This is a genomic window from Saccharopolyspora kobensis (genome assembly GCF_900108315.1).
Classification (GTDB): domain Bacteria; phylum Actinomycetota; class Actinomycetes; order Mycobacteriales; family Pseudonocardiaceae; genus Saccharopolyspora; species Saccharopolyspora kobensis.
The window spans coordinates 1,354,303-1,368,802 of the sequence record NZ_FNVB01000002.1; the positions used below are offsets into that span (position 1 = coordinate 1,354,303).

The 14,500-nt window shown below is 71.6% G+C and carries 14 protein-coding genes; 12 read left to right on the plus strand and 2 right to left on the minus strand.

Features of this window, described 5'->3' with window-relative positions:
• The first annotated feature begins 34 nt into the window (after positions 1–34).
• The 3 genes from C4T78_RS06110 (at position 35) to C4T78_RS06125 (ending at position 4,002) form a co-directional block, all read left to right on the plus strand.
• Positions 35–1,501 carry an SMI1/KNR4 family protein gene (locus tag C4T78_RS06110; protein ID WP_093353386.1) on the plus strand — a complete coding sequence of 489 codons (1,467 nt, stop codon included), beginning with the start codon at positions 35–37 and terminating at the stop codon, positions 1,499–1,501.
• Positions 1,502–1,866: 365 nt separating this feature from the next.
• The gene (locus tag C4T78_RS06120; RefSeq protein WP_093353806.1) at positions 1,867–3,054 is read left to right on the plus strand and encodes an NAD(P)/FAD-dependent oxidoreductase; all 1,188 of its coding nucleotides are present in this window, start codon (positions 1,867–1,869) and stop codon (positions 3,052–3,054) included.
• Positions 3,055–3,099: 45 nt separating this feature from the next.
• The gene (locus C4T78_RS06125) at positions 3,100–4,002 is read left to right on the plus strand and encodes an RNA polymerase sigma-70 factor (protein ID WP_093353391.1); all 903 of its coding nucleotides are present in this window, start codon (positions 3,100–3,102) and stop codon (positions 4,000–4,002) included.
• 52 nt (positions 4,003–4,054) lie between these two features.
• Here the strand turns inward: C4T78_RS06125 and C4T78_RS06130 are convergent, their stop codons facing one another.
• Complete coding sequence (locus C4T78_RS06130) at positions 4,055–4,765, minus strand: hypothetical protein (protein ID WP_093353808.1); 711 nt, start codon at positions 4,763–4,765, stop codon at positions 4,055–4,057.
• Positions 4,766–4,850: 85 nt separating this feature from the next.
• On the minus strand, positions 4,851–5,882 hold the full coding sequence (locus C4T78_RS06135; protein ID WP_093353393.1) for a LacI family DNA-binding transcriptional regulator: 1,032 nt from the start codon (positions 5,880–5,882) through the stop codon (positions 4,851–4,853).
• A 117-nt stretch (positions 5,883–5,999) separates the two neighbouring features.
• Between C4T78_RS06135 and C4T78_RS06140 the strand changes: the two genes are divergently transcribed.
• The 9 genes from C4T78_RS06140 to C4T78_RS06180 are packed head-to-tail and all read left to right on the plus strand — an operon-like array spanning position 6,000 to position 14,480.
• Entirely contained in the window at positions 6,000–7,214 is a 1,215-nt protein-coding gene (locus tag C4T78_RS06140) for an amino acid ABC transporter substrate-binding protein (protein ID WP_235863574.1), read from the plus strand.
• Positions 7,215–7,221: 7 nt separating this feature from the next.
• Positions 7,222–8,106 carry a branched-chain amino acid ABC transporter permease gene (locus C4T78_RS06145; protein ID WP_093353396.1) on the plus strand — a complete coding sequence of 295 codons (885 nt, stop codon included), beginning with the start codon at positions 7,222–7,224 and terminating at the stop codon, positions 8,104–8,106.
• Positions 8,090–9,124 carry a branched-chain amino acid ABC transporter permease gene (locus C4T78_RS06150; RefSeq protein WP_177247621.1) on the plus strand — a complete coding sequence of 345 codons (1,035 nt, stop codon included), beginning with the start codon at positions 8,090–8,092 and terminating at the stop codon, positions 9,122–9,124. The genes C4T78_RS06145 and C4T78_RS06150 overlap by 17 nt, the downstream gene beginning before the upstream one ends.
• Positions 9,121–9,849, plus strand: a complete 729-nt coding sequence (locus C4T78_RS06155; RefSeq protein WP_093353398.1) for an ABC transporter ATP-binding protein — start codon at positions 9,121–9,123, stop codon at positions 9,847–9,849. The genes C4T78_RS06150 and C4T78_RS06155 overlap by 4 nt, the downstream gene beginning before the upstream one ends.
• Positions 9,839–10,579 carry an ABC transporter ATP-binding protein gene (locus C4T78_RS06160; RefSeq protein WP_093353401.1) on the plus strand — a complete coding sequence of 247 codons (741 nt, stop codon included), beginning with the start codon at positions 9,839–9,841 and terminating at the stop codon, positions 10,577–10,579. Before C4T78_RS06155 ends, C4T78_RS06160 begins: the two co-directional genes overlap by 11 nt.
• A 31-nt stretch (positions 10,580–10,610) precedes the next feature.
• Positions 10,611–11,765, plus strand: a complete 1,155-nt coding sequence (locus C4T78_RS06165; protein ID WP_177247622.1) for a Gfo/Idh/MocA family protein — start codon at positions 10,611–10,613, stop codon at positions 11,763–11,765.
• Positions 11,762–12,943: a dihydrodipicolinate synthase family protein gene (locus C4T78_RS06170; RefSeq protein WP_093353403.1), complete on the plus strand. Its 1,182-nt coding sequence runs from the start codon at positions 11,762–11,764 to the stop codon at positions 12,941–12,943. The genes C4T78_RS06165 and C4T78_RS06170 overlap by 4 nt, the downstream gene beginning before the upstream one ends.
• 20 nt (positions 12,944–12,963) lie before the next feature.
• Positions 12,964–13,833: a sugar phosphate isomerase/epimerase family protein gene (locus C4T78_RS06175; protein WP_235863596.1), complete on the plus strand. Its 870-nt coding sequence runs from the start codon at positions 12,964–12,966 to the stop codon at positions 13,831–13,833.
• On the plus strand, positions 13,830–14,480 hold the full coding sequence (locus tag C4T78_RS06180; protein WP_093353408.1) for a hypothetical protein: 651 nt from the start codon (positions 13,830–13,832) through the stop codon (positions 14,478–14,480). The genes C4T78_RS06175 and C4T78_RS06180 overlap by 4 nt, the downstream gene beginning before the upstream one ends.
• Positions 14,481–14,500: the final 20 nt, after the last annotated feature.

Sequence of the window (14,500 nt, forward strand, 5' to 3'; positions counted from 1 at the left end):
GGCACGCGCGCCGCCTTGCGAACGAAAGAGTCCCATGCCCGAAGCAGAGATCACCGCACTGCTGCAGCACTTGGCGCGCAGCATGGTCAAGCAGGCACCCAAAGGCTGGCAGCAGACCTCGATCAGCGCCCATGCCCACGAGCACGGCGTGGGCGGTCGCGGCGTGATCAACGTCCTCGCCAACGGCCGTTCGCGCCCCGGTGGCATGCGCACGCCCGAATACCTCAAGCAGATCGTCGAGCTGGACGACACCGGTACCGGTGAACTGGCCGTCGAGCTGATGGTGCACCCCGACGGCCGGTACGAGGCGGTGACCAGCCGGACGATCGCGCCGCGGCCCGGCGGTGAACCCGGTCACCTCTACGTTCTGCGACCCGGAGTCCGGCCTCCGGACTCCGGTGATCTCCACGCCGGCCCCGCAGATCCGACGGAGGCCGGAGATCCCGCGCAGGCGGTGCGGCTGCTGTGGGCGTACCTGCGCAAACGCGCCGAGATCTTCGGCTGGGAAGCAGGGCGCCTGGAACGCTTCTCCGACGTGCTGCCCGCGCCCCGGGACGCGGAGGAGATCGCCGGGCTGGAGCGGCAGCTCGGCGCGCGACTCCCGGAAGATCTGCGCGCGCTGTACGCCGTGGCCGACGGCGACGGCGGGGACACCGGATCCCGCCTCTTCGACCGCCACCCCTGGCTGGACCTGGGACAGGTGGTCGCCGTGCACCACGCGGACCGCTGGTGGGCATCGAAGAGCACCTGGCGGCACCACAGCCTCGGCCCGGAGCGCGCCGAGCGCCCCTCCGACGGCCGGGTGCGGTCCTCCGCCGATCGCCCCGGCTGGATCGTCTTCGCCGAGAGCATCGGCGGCGACTTCCTCGCAGTCGACATGGACCCGGCCGAACACGGCCGCCCAGGCCAGGTCATCCGGGTGGGACTGCACCACGACGAGCCGGTGCACGTCGCCGATTCGGTGACCGAGTTGCTGCACCTGCAGCTCACGGCACTGCAGCAGGGCGACTACCGGTACGACGCCGCCACCGAGCAGCTGTGGATCCACTCAGAACCGCCGAGACGCCACAACCCCAGCACCACCGACGCCCCGGACGGCGATGGTGCCCCCGTGCACCACGTGCAGGTGACCTGCGACGCAGAGCTGGTGTCCCTGACCGGGCACCCCACGCTCACGGCCGTGACGGCGCGGTCGGCCGATCCGCTCTCCCTGGCCCCCTTGCGGAACTGCCCCCGGCTGTACGGGCTGGACCTCTCCCGGGCGGAGGTGGACGATCTGGAAGTGGTCGCCGGGATGCCCGGACTGCTGTGGCTGTCGATGCGCCCGCAGCAGTGGCACGAACTTCTCGACCGCGCCGGCCGACCACCCGGCCTCGCCGCCGCAGTGCTGACCGGTACCCCGTCGCCCGCGGCACTGGCCGCATGGGCCGCAAGCCTCGACGGCGATGAAGACATCCGCTACTACACCGGCCGCCTGCCGGAGAACGCGGTTTCCCAGTAGTTTTCGCGAGCGTGAGCGGCCAGGGGCTCCCTGGCCTCCGAGCTCGCCGCCGACGGCACCCGGGTGAACGTTCTCATCAACAACGCGGGCGCGACCTTCCCCGAGTACCAGCAGACCGCAGACGGTGTGGAGCGCGCTCACGCCCTCAACCACCCCGCCCCCGTTCCTGCTCGCGCACGGGCCAGGACGACGCCTTGGCCCGCGTCGTTCTACGGCAAGACGGCCGCACTCCTCGGGATCGATCCCCTCGAACGTGAACCCGGGCCGACACCCAGGGCCTGGCCAGTGACCTGAGCCACAGACCGTCAGGAAATCCGCCCGCGCGGTGTCTTGTGCTCGAACCTCTCGGAGCGAAGGAGAACATCGTGGGCGAGAAGACCGATGTCGTCGTGATCGGCGGCGGATATGCCGGTGTGATGGCGGCCAACCGCCTGATGAAGCGCGAGGACGTGGCGGTGACCCTGATCAACCCGCGCCCGGTCTTCGTCCCGCGGCTGCGGTTGCACCAGCTGGTGGGCGCAACCCACGACGCGGTCGTCGACTACACCGACGTCCTGGCCGAGGGCGTCCGGTTGGTCCTCGACAGCGCCACCCGCATCGACGCGGCCGAGCGCAGGGTGCTGCTGGCCGAGGCGGGCAGCACCGGCTACGACCACCTCGTCTACGCGGTGGGCAGCGGCGACCCGGTGCCTCGGGTGCCGGGCGCGGCCGAGTTCGCCTACCCGGTCGCGACCCTGGAGGCGGCGCAGCGGCTGCGGGAAGCGTTGTTCGACGCTCCCGCACCGGCCGCGGTGACCGTCGTCGGGGGTGGCCCGAGCGGCATCGAGACCGCCGCCGAGCTCGCCGAGCAGGGGCGTGAGGTCACGCTGGTCTGCGGCGGTGACCTCGGCCCGTACCTGCACCCCAAAGCCCGGCGCACCGCCCGCAAGTACCTCGCCAGGCTGGGCGTGGATCTCGTGGAAGGCCCCGGTTCGGCCGTCGTGGAAGTGCGGCGCGATGCCGTGCGACTCGCCGACGGCCGGACGCTGAGCAGCCAGATCACCATCTGGGCGGCCGGTTTCGGAGTGCCCGATCTGGCCGCCCGCAGCGGGCTGCGCACCGACTCCGCCGGACGACTGCTCACCGACGAAACGCTGACCAGCATCGACGACGAGCGCATCGTCGCCGCGGGCGACTGCTCGGCGCCATCGGACCTGCCGTTCCGGATGAGCGCCTACGCCGCGGGATGCCTGGGAGCGCACGCCGCCGACACGGTGCTGCAGCGCATCGCAGGACAGCGCCCGGCACCGGTCGACCTGGCCTTCCCCGCCATGTGCATCAGCTTCGGCCGCAACGCCGGGATCTTCCAGCTCGGCCGCAAGGACGACACCGCGCTGCCGCTCTACTTCCCCGGATTCGCGGGCAAGAAGCTCAAGGAGGCCGCCTGCGAAGCCAGCGTCAAGCACCTGGTGACCGAGGCGCGCGAACCCGGCGCGCACCACTGGCCCAAGGACGGAAAGCACCGGTCGGCGCTGCTGGCGGCCCGGCACGACCGGAGGGCACCGATCGCCTAGCGAACGCGATGCGCACGGCGTGAGGATATCGGCGGAGAGGATTCCATGGACACCACGCACGAACCCGGCGATCAGACGACCGAAGCGTTCCTGGCCCACCGCAGCCTGCTGTTCACCGTCGCCTACGAGATGCTCGGCTCGGTGGCCGACGCCGAGGACGTCCTGCAGGAGACCTGGCTGCGCTGGACCGCCGTCGACCCCGCCGAGATCGGCGAACCTCGCGCCTACCTCGTGCGGATCACCACCCGCCAGGCGCTCAACCGGTTGCGAACGCTCAAGCGCCGCAGGGAGTCCTACGTGGGCTCCTGGCTACCGGAACCGCTGCTGACCACACCGGACGTGGCCAGCGACGTCGAGCTCGCCGAGAGCGTGTCGATGGCGCTGATGCTCGTCCTGGAAACGCTGACGCCGACCGAACGGGCGGTGTTCGTCCTGCGCGAAGCGTTCGGCATCGACTACGACGAGATCGCCGCCGCCGTCGGCAAGACGCGCGCCGCAGTGCACCAGATCGCCCACCGCGCCCGCAAGCACGTCGAAGCCCGCCAGCCCCGCCACACCGTCACCGCCCGCCAGGCCCGCGAGGCCACCGCGGCCTTCCGGCACGCGCTGGAAACGCGGGACCTGCAAGGCCTGCTCGACGTGCTGGCACCCGAGGTCGTCGCGATCAGCGACGGAGGCGGCATCAAGCAGGCCACCCCGCGCCCGGTCACCGGCGCCGAGAAGGTGGCCCGCTTCATCGTCGGCGGCCTCACCAAGCACGACGTCGCACTCACCGCCGAGCCGACCACGATCAACGGCAGCCCCGCCCTGGCCCTGCACGTCGACGGCGAACTCGACGGCATCATGGCGCTGCGCGTGGAAGACACCCGCATCACCGGCCTCTACTACGTCCGCAACCCGCAGAAGCTGACCCGGCTGGACGCCGAAACCCCGCTCACCCTGCGCTGATCGCCCACTTGCCGGCCGGGAGCAGGCGACCACCATCCGCGCAGGACCGGGCTCAGGCCCGGAAATCCCGCCGGCGTTCGGCCAGGCGGGACCGCAGCGGCGCGTAGTCGTGGCCGGGGAACAACCGCGGGAAGACTTCGAGCATGATCTCCGCGAACCGCCCCGCGACCTCGAACTCGCCACCGTCGTCCAGCGAGACGTCGGTGAACAGGAACTGCCAGCCGTAGGTTCCCTTGGTGATGCGCAACGCCTCGAGGTAACCGGGGTAGTCGAGATCCATCCGGTGGTAGCCCTTGGTCGTGGCGTCGAACCACAGCTCAGGACGGCTCACACCCGGTGAGAGCCGCAGCAGCGACAGGTGCCCGACCCCGCCGTGCGGTGTTCCGTCGAAGCTGCGCAGCTGGCCGTAGAACCGCACCTCGTCCGGCGTGGGAAAGGGCAGGCGCTCCACGAGCGGGCCCGAGCGGAACGCCTGGTGGACGTTGGCCAGGTAGAACTCCCCGGCGATGAGGGATTCCTCGTCGTACTCGGGGTCGGGGACGTCCCAGGCCGCTGAGAGACCGGAGAAGCGCAGATGGCACTCCTTCAGCGACGCATCCAGCGCGATGCCGTCGCAGTCGGCGAGCTCACCGAAAACCCGGTCGGCGTCCTCGGTCTCGAGGAGTTCTCCCCGCTCGGCGTACTCCACCCTGATCTCCGGGCAACCGCGCAGTTCGTCCAGCACACCAAGCCACGTTGTCTCGTACGCGGTCAGCTCGGCCATCATCGGTTCCTCTCGTCCGCAGGCCGAACGGCCGCCTCCGATTGATCAACTGATGCGACGTTGAGCGCGAGCGACCGGTTCCCGATCAGGACGAGCGCGGTGCGGCGGTGGAATCGCGCACCACCAAGCGGTGTCCGGTGGTGCGGCGGCGCGGCCGGACGGAGGGTTCTTTGAGCGCCAGCAGCAGCGCCTGCTCACCCATGCCGGTCATCGGCAGGCGCACCGTGGTCAGCGCCGGGGACAGGTGCTCGGCCACCGCCACGTCGTCGAAGCCGGCCACCGACATCTCCCGCGGCACCGCCACACCACGCGAGCGCAGCGCGGCCAGCGCGCCGATGGCCATGTCGTCGTTGAGCGCGATCACCGCCGTGGTCCGCGGGTGCTCGTCGAGGATCCGCAGCGTGGCGCGGGTTCCGCCGTCGCGGGTGAAGGCCTCCTCGATCACCGGCAGCTCCGCCAGCCGCGAACCCGCCGCCCGCAGGGCCTCTTCGGCACCGGCCAGCCGGTCGGCGACCGTGGTCAGCGCCACCGGGCCCGCCGCGAAGGCGATGCGGCGGTGGCCCAGCGAGAGCACGTGCTCGGTGATCGACCGGCCGCCTGCGAGGTTGTCGGGCAGCACCGCATCGGTGCCCAGGTGGTGGCGGCCGATGACCGCGACGCGGCCCCCGGCGGCCTGGAAGTCCTGCAGCTCCCGCTTGACCGGCGCCTGCACCCTGGCCTCGACGAACCCCGAGCCGGAGATCACGATCGCCCGCACCCGGTTGGCGATCAGCGAGCGCACCTGCAGCAGCTCGGCGTCCGGGTCGCGGCCGGTGTGGCCGATCTGCACCGTCAGCCCCCGCTGCGCGGCCACCCGCAGCACACCGCTGGCGATCTCGGTGAAGTAGGGGTCGCCGATCTCGTGCACCAGCAGGCCCACCCCGGTGCTGGTGCCACCGGCCAGGGTGCGGGCGTGCACGTTGGCCACGTAGCCCAGCTCAGCCGCCACCTCCCGCACCCGCTGGGCGATCTCCTCGCTGACCCCGGCCGCACCCGACAGCGCCCGCGAGGCCGCCGCGATCGACACCCCCGCCGCCTGTGCGACATCGACCAGCCGCGGCCTCGCGCGCTGCGCCATCAGGGTCTCCTCTCCCCGCAGCAGGCAGTGACCCTTGTCACTGCGATCATCGGTACCTATTCTGCCGTAAGCGCTTACGAAAGCGCTTACGACATGCCCCCAACGATTGGGTGGACCATGAAAACTCAACACGGCCCCCGATTCGCGGCACTGCTGGCCGCCGCCTCGCTGGCCCTCACCGGCTGCCTCAGCGCCGGCTCCCAGGCAGGCCAGGACACCATCCGCATCGGCATCTCACTACCGCTGACCGGCGACTTCTCCGAACCGGGCAAAGGCGTGCGCCGCGGCTACGAAGCCTGGGCCCAGCACGTCAACTCCCGCGGCGGCCTGCTCGGCCGCCAGGTCGAACTGCGCATCCTCGACGACCAGTCCAACGCCGACCGCGTCGCCGCCGACTACGAGAAGCTGATCAACCAGGACGGCGCCGACCTCATCTTCGGCCCCTTCTCCACCCGCCTGGTCATCCCCGCCGCCCAAGTGGCCAAGGACTACGGGATGCTGTTCGTCGAACCCGCAGGCGCCGCCGAAGAGGTCTTCCAGCAAGGCTTCGACAACCTCTTCTACGCCGCACCCGCCGTGGCCGAGGACCACTACCAGCACCTCGCCGAGGCGATCCTGGCGATGCCACCGCACCAGCGCCCCGCCACCGCCGCCTACGCCGTCATGGACGACCCGTTCGCCAAAGGCACCGCACACGGCCTCAAAACCCGCCTCGAAGCCGCCGGCGTGCGCACCGTCGCCGACGAGCAGTACCCGCCCAACACCACCGACTTCGGCTCCATCGCCGCCAAGATCGCCGACTCCCGCGCCGAACTGCTCGTCGGCGGAACCCAGTACCAGGACGCGGTCAACCTCATCGTCGCGCTGCGCCAGCTCGGCCACCAACCGGCCATGGCCGCCTTCTCCACCGCACCCACCAACCCCGAGTTCCCCCGCGCCATCGGCGAGCACACCGAAGGCATCCTCTCGCCCACCGGCTACACCCCGGCCGCCCCGTACCCCTCCAACCGCGAATTCGTCGCCCACTTCCAGCGCGAGCACGGCACCGAGCCCACCGAGGACGAGGCCAACGCCTACACCACCGGCCAGGTCGTGGCCGCCGCTGTGCAGGCCGTCGGCTGCGCCGACCCCGACCCGGACTGCCAGCGCAAGCTCATCGACTGGCTGCACACCAACACCGTCGACACCGTGGTGGGCCCGCTGAGCTGGGACGAGACCGGGAAGCCCCAGGGTGCGCACCTGATCCAGCAGTACGTCGACGGCCGCATCCAGATCGTGCTGCCCGAAGACGCCGCCCAGACCGCCCTCGTGCACCCGAAACCGGCGTGGTGAGGCCCCGATGACCGGATCCCTGCTGCTGCAGAGCCTGGTGCTCGGCGTGCTGCTCGGCGGGCTCTACGCCCTGCTGGCCGCCGGCCTGACCCTCTACTTCGGCGTGATGCGCGTGGTGATGCTCGCCCACTCGGCGTTCCTGATCCTGGCCGCCTACCTGGCCTGGTGGTTCCACCAGCGCACCGGCCTGGACCCGCTGCTCTCGCTGCTGGTGACCGTGCCGCTGTTCTTCGCCCTGGGCGTGGGACTGCAGCGGCTGCTGATCTCCCGGCTGCGCCCGGCCACGATGACGATGATGTCGGTGCTGCTGACCTTCTCCCTGGCGCTCATCGTCGAAGGCGTCCTCGGACTGGTCTTCTCCGGCACCCACCGGCGCATCCAGCTGCCCTACTCCGGCTCCGACCTCGTCGTGCTCGGCGCCAGCATCCCGGTGGTCAAGCTCATCGCCTTCGCCCTGGCCGCCGTCGCCCTGAGCGGGCTGTACGCGCTGCTGAAGTTCACCCGCTTCGGATGGGCGCTGCGCGCCACCATCCAGCACCGCGAGGCCGCGCAGCTGGTCGGCATCAACACCGACCGCACCGCCGGGCTGGGCTTCGGGCTCGGGCTGGCCACCGCCGCGGTCGGCGGCACCGCGCTGGCCCTGGACTCCACCATCTACCCGTCGCTGCACTGGCACTGGATCGGCCCGCTGATGGCCATCATCGTCGTCGGCGGGCTGGGCAGCGTCGGCGGCGCGGCCATCGCCGCGATGGTGCTGGGCCTGGGCCAGAGCCTGCTGCAGCTGCCGCTGGGCACCACCTGGGCGCAAACCCTGTTCTACGTCGCGCTGTTCGCCACCTTGATGCTGCAACCCCGCGGACTGTTCGGAGGCCGACTTGCGCAGCGTTTCTGACCTCCTCCGCTACACCGGCCTGCTGGCCCTGGCCGCCCTGGTGCTGGCCTTCCCGCAGCTGGCGCCGGACGCCTTCATCCTCTCCGTCGGCGTGGTGATCATGAGCTACGCGGTGCTGGCCACCTCGTGGAACTTCGTCGGCGGCTTCACCGGCTACATCTCGCTGGGCCACGCCGCCTACTCCGGCCTCGGCGGCTACGCCACCGCGCTGCTGATCACCCGCACCGGCATGAACCCGTGGCTGGCGCTGCTGGCCGGTGCCGTGCTCGTGGCGCTGCTGGCCATCCCCATCGGCATCGCCAGCCTTCGGGTGCGCGGCGCCTCGTTCGTCATCGTCTCCATCGCCCTGGTGCTGATCACGCTGCTGGTGTTCCAGAGCTGGGGCGCTCTCACCGGCGGCTCCAACGGCCTGCGCGTGCCCCGGCCCTTCGGCGAGGAAGTGCTGCGCCCCGAACAGCACGAGCGGTTCTTCTACCTGCACGCCGCGCTGCTGGCCGTGGCGCTGCTGTGCTGGTGGACCATCGACCGCTCCCGCTTCGGCGCCGGTCTCAAGGCAATCCGCGAGGACGAGGACAAGGCCCAGTCCCTCGGCGTGCCGACCTTCGCCTACAAGCTGGTCGTGTTCGTCATCTCGGCGCTGTTCACCGCGCTGGGCGGCGGGCTGTACGCGCTGTGGTTCGGCTTCCTCGACCCGGTCTTCCAGTTCTCCATCCTCGCCGGTTCCTACCTGGTGCTGATGAGCCTGCTCGGCGGCATCCGAAGCCTGTTCGGGCCGCTGCTGGGCGCGGTGGTGGTCGGCTACGCCGTGGAGTTCTTCAAGAACCAGTACGGCGACACCCAGCTGCACCTGGTGGCCCTCGGCGTCCTGCTGGCCGTGGTGGTGCTGTTCATGCCCGAGGGCGTCATCCCCGCGCTGAGCGGCCAGCTGCGCAAACTGCGGCCCCGGGCCACCTCGATCCGCGAGGTCAGCCAGGCCGAACTCGCCGCGCAGCGCACCCCCGAGGAGGCCACCCGATGAGCCTGCAGACCACCGAGCTCACCAAGTCCTTCGGCGGGGTGCGGGCCGTGGACTCCGCGACCGTGACCTTCCTGCCCGGCAAGGTCAACGCGCTCATCGGCCCCAACGGCTCGGGCAAGACGACCTTCTTCAACTGCGTCACCGGCATGGTCAGGCCTGACTCCGGCACCGCCCGCTACCGCGGCCGCGACATCACCGGCGCGCCCGCGCACCGCATCGCCCGCGCCGGCATCGGCCGCAGCTTCCAGCTGTGCCGGATCTTCCCGCGCATGACCGCGCTGGAGAACCTGCTGGTGGCCGTGCGCGCGCCGGGCCTGCTCGGCAAGCTGCTCCCGGCCCGCCAGCGCGCCGACGTCGCGCGGGCGCAGCACCTGCTCGAACGCGTCGGCATCGAGCACCTGGCCGAGGCCCAGGCCCGCGACATGTCCTACGGCCAGCAGAAGCTCCTGGAACTGGCCGGGGTGCTGATGACCGACCCGGAAACGATCATGCTCGACGAACCGGCGGGCGGGGTCAACCCGGCGCTGCTGGAGCGCATCGCGGCACTGGTGCGCGAGCTCAACGCCGAAGGCCGCACCTTCGTCATCGTCGAGCACAACATGGACCTGGTGATGAGCCTGTCCGACCACGTCGTCGTCTTCGACCGGGGGCGGCCCATCGCCACCGGCACGCCCGGCGAGGTGCGCGCGGACCCGGCAGTGCTGGAGGCATACCTTGGCGTCTGAGCCGCTGCTCGAACTGCGCGACATCGAAGCCGGCTACGGCCGGGCGGCGCTGGTCCTGCGCGGGCTGACCGTGCGGGTGCCACCGGCCAGCGTGGTGTGCCTGGTCGGCCCCAACGGCGCGGGCAAGTCCACAGTGCTCAAAGTGGCCAGCGGCATGCTCGCCCCGCGCTCGGGGCGGATCCTGCTGGAGGGCACCGACATCACCGGCAGGCGCCCGCAGCAGATGCCCGCCGCCGGGCTCACCCACGTGCTGCAGGGCCACAGCGTGTTCCCGGAGATGACGGTGGGCGAGAACGTCCTGCTCGGCGCCTACGCGGTGCGGGACAAGGCCCGCACCGCCGAGCGCGTGGAGTTCGTCAAGGACCTGTTCCCCGTGGTGGCCCAGCGCTGGGACGCGCTGGCCGGGGCGCTGTCGGGCGGGCAGCAGAAGCAGGTCGAGTTCGCCCGCTCGCTGATGGTCAGCCCGCGGGTGGTGCTGCTCGACGAACCGTCGATGGGCCTGGACCCCAAGGCCACCGAGACCGTCTTCGCGCAGGTGGCCCGGATGCGCGAAGCGGGCACCGCGGTGCTGCTGGTGGAGCAGAACGCCCGCCGCGCACTGCAAACCGCTGACCTGGGCTGCGTGCTGGACCTCGGCCGGGTGCACCTGTCGGGCCCGGCCGCCGAGCTGCTCGCCGACGACCGGCTGGGCGAGCTCTACCTCGGCACCCGCCGCGCGAGCACGTCATGACACCGCTTTCCCACCGCAGGGAGCCGCACACATGACCGAGCACACCTACCGCATCCTGATGAACGGCGTCACCGGCCGGATGGGCTACCACCAGCACCTGCTGCGCTCGGTGCTGGCCATCCGCGAGGACGGCGGCATCGACCTGGGCGACGGTTCGCGCATCCAGGTCGAGCCGGTCCTGCTGGGCCGCAACGCCGACAAGCTCGCCCACATCGCCAAGCAGCACGACATCGCCGAATGGCACACCGACCTGCCCGCCCAGCTGGCCGGTGACGCCGAGATCTACTTCGACGCCCAGGTCACCAGCAGGCGGCACGCGGCCATCACCGCCGCACTGGCCGCGGGCAAGCACGTCTACACCGAAAAGCCCGTCGCCGGATCCATCGCCGAAGGCAGGCAGCTGGCCGAAGCCGCCCGCGCGGCCGGGGTGGTGCACGGCGTGGTGCACGACAAGATCTTCCTGCCCGGGCTGCGCAAGCTCAAACGACTCGTCGACGCCGGCTTCTTCGGCCGGATCCTGTCGGTGCGCGGCGAGTTCGGCTACTGGGTCTTCGAAGGCGACCTGCTGCCGGCGCAGCGGCCCAGCTGGAACTACCGCGCCGAGGACGGCGGCGGGCTGGTGCTGGACATGTTCTGCCACTGGAACTACGTGCTGGAGAACCTCTTCGGCCGCGTCCGCGCGGTCACCGCCAAAGCCGTCACCCACATCCCCCAGCGCTGGGACGAGCAGGGCCGCCCGTACCGGGCCACCGCCGATGACGCCGCCTACGCCATCTTCGAGCTCGACGGTGACGTCATCGCCCAGGTCAACTCCTCGTGGGCGGTGCGCGTGGAGCGGCGGGAGCTGGTGGAGTTCCAGGTCGACGGCACGCACGGTTCGGCGGTGGCGGGCCTGTTCGGTTGCCGCGTGCAGCCCCGGGTGCGCACGCCCCGCCCGCGCTGGAACCCCGACGAGCCCACCACCGAGGACTTCCGCGCCCAGTGGGACGAGGTGCCCGACAACACCGAGTTCGGCAACGGATTCCGCGCCCAGTGGGAGCAGTTCCTGCTCGACGTCCACCACAACCGCCCGCACCCCTACGACCTGGCCGCCGGTGTGCGCGGCCTGCAGCTGGCCCACGCCGGACTGGCGTCCTCGGCCGAAGGCCGCCGCATCGCACTGCCCGGTGATGGTGATGCGGCATGAGCAGTCCCGAGCGGAGCGGCGGGACCCGCATCGACCTGCCCACCAGCGGGGGCGGCTGGCGGCGGATCGCGTTGCGCGAGCCCCGGGCGTGGAAGCCGCATCCGCAGCCCTACACCTCTCGGGTGGTCTTCGCCGCCGCGCACGTTGTCGCCGACCCGCTCGGCGACAACACCCCCGGCGCGCCCGCCGCCGTGGACTGGGAATCCACCTTGGCGTTCCGCCGCTCGCTGTTCGGCTACGGCATGGGCGTGGCCGAGGCGATGGACACCGCGCAGCGCAACATGGGCCTGGACTGGCCTGCGGTGCAGCAACTGGTGCGGCGCAGCGCCGAGCAGGCCCGCGCGTGCGGTGCCCGCATCGCCTCCGGCGCGGGTACCGACCACCGCACTGATGTGTCCACACTGGACGATGTCATCGCGGCCTACGAGCAGCAGGTGGCGTTCGTGGAGTCCACCGGTTCGCAAGTGGTCGTGATGGCCTCCCGGCAGCTGGCCGCGCTGGCCCGCGGCCCCGAGGACTACCGGCGGGTCTACGACGCGGTGCTGCGCCAGGTCGCCGAACCGGTCGTGCTGCACTGGCTCGGCGAGGTCTTCGACCCGCACCTGGCCGGCTACTGGGGATCGGCCGACCTCGATGCCGCCACCGCGGTGTTCCTGGAGCTGGTGCGCGAGCACGCGCGAGTCGTCGACGGGGTGAAGGTCTCGCTGCTGTCGGCCGAGCACGAACGCCACCTGCGCGCCGAGCTGCCCGCCGGGGTGCGGCTCTACACCGGCGACGACTTCCACTACCCGCAGCTCATCCGCGGCGACGGCACCCACCACTCCGACGCGCTGCTGGGCGCCTTCGCCGCGATCGCCCCCGCGGCCTCGGCGGCGCTGAGCGCCCTCGACGACGGCGACCTGGCCACCTACGACGCGGAGATGGAGGCCACCGCCGCGTTGTCGCGGCACATCTTCAGCACACCGACGGCCCACTACAAGACCGGCATCGCGTTCCTGTCCTGGCTCTCCGGTCACCAGCCCGGGTTCACGATGCTGCACGGCATGCAATCGGCCCGCGGTGTCGTGCACCTGGCGCGGACCTTCGAGCTGGCCGACCAGCTGCGGCTGCTGCCCGACCCCGAGCTGGCCGCGCACCGCATGCGGTTGTGGCTGCAAGCGGCAGGAGCGAGCCGATGACAACCGACATCCCCTCCGGGATGCCCGCCCGCATCCCCACTCCCGAGCCCGGCGATCCGCGGCTGGCGCGGCTGGCGCTCAACCAGCGCACCACCGCGAACTGGTCGCTTCCCGAGGCGGTGCGCGGCTGTGCCGAGGCCGGCATCGGCGCGATCGGCGTGTGGCGCGAGCCCCTGGCCGAGACCGGGCTCGCCCGGGCCGCGCGGATGATCGCCGACGCCGGGCTGCGCGTGTCCTCGCTGTGCCGGGGCGGTTTCTTCACCACCGGGAACGCCTTGGACGACAACCTCGCCGCACTGGACGAAGCCGCCGCGCTGAGCTGCCCCACCCTGGTGCTGGTGCCCGGCGGGCTGCCCGAAGGCTCCCGCGACCTGCCCGGGGCGCGTCAACGCGTGGCCGAGGCCATCGCCGAACTCGTCCCGCACGCCCGGGCGCGCGGGGTGCGGCTGGGCATCGAGCCGATGCACCCGATCTTCGCCGCCGACCGCGGTGTCATCTCCACCCTCGCCCAGGCGCTCGACCTCGCCGAGGAGCACCCGCCGGAAGCCGTCGGGGTCGTGGTCGACACCTTCCACCTGTGGTGGGAACCCGGGGTGCTCGACCGGATCGCCCGCGCCGGGCCGCGCATCGCCGCCTACCAGGTGTCGGACTGGATCACCCCGCTGCCGCCCGACGCGCTGCTCAGCCGCGGTGTCGTCGGCGACGGCCACATCGACTTCGCCGCCTTCACCCGCGCGGTGACCGCCGCCGGCTACCGGGGCGATGTCGAGGTGGAGATCTTCAACGCCGAGGTCTGGGCCGCCCCCGGCGCCGAGGTGGTGGCCACCTGCGCCCGCCGCCACGCCGAACTCCTCGCACCCCACCTGAGCAGGGAAGGACGGTCCACATGAGACGCAGGACGTTCACCGCGCTGCTGGCCGCCGCACCGACCCTGGCCATGGCCGCCCCGTCGGTGCGCATCCGACCCGGCGACGATCCCGCGCACTGGGCGCCGCTGACCCCGCACAAGTGGGCCTTCGGCCACGGCCAGGTCGTCATGACCGAACGCGGCGAAGCCCCCGAAGGGCCGCGACGGCCCTACGAGTACGCGATCGTGCGGCAGGGCCCGGACTTCGGGCGGCTGCGCTGCACCGCCGAGGTACGCATCGACGAGCCCGTCACCCGCGACGACCGCGACGTGGTGCTGATCTTCGGCTACCGCTCACCCACCCGCTTCTACTACGCCCACCTCTCCCAGGACAACACCATCTACCCGCACAACGGGCTGTTCGTCGTCGTCGACGCCGACCGGGTGCGCATCGACGACCAGTGGGACGGCACCACCGGCGCGCCACCGGCCATCGACGACACCGACTGGCACCACGTCCTCCTCGACCACGACCCCGCGACGGGCCGCATCGCCGTGCACCTGGACGGCTCGCCCGAGCCGCTGCTGACCGCCACCGACACCCGGTTGCCCGGCGGCCGAGCCGGATTCGGCTCCTTCGACAACCACGGCCGCATCCGCGAGCTCACCCTCACCGGCCGCCCCGCCTGACCTCCGCCCCGACCACCGCT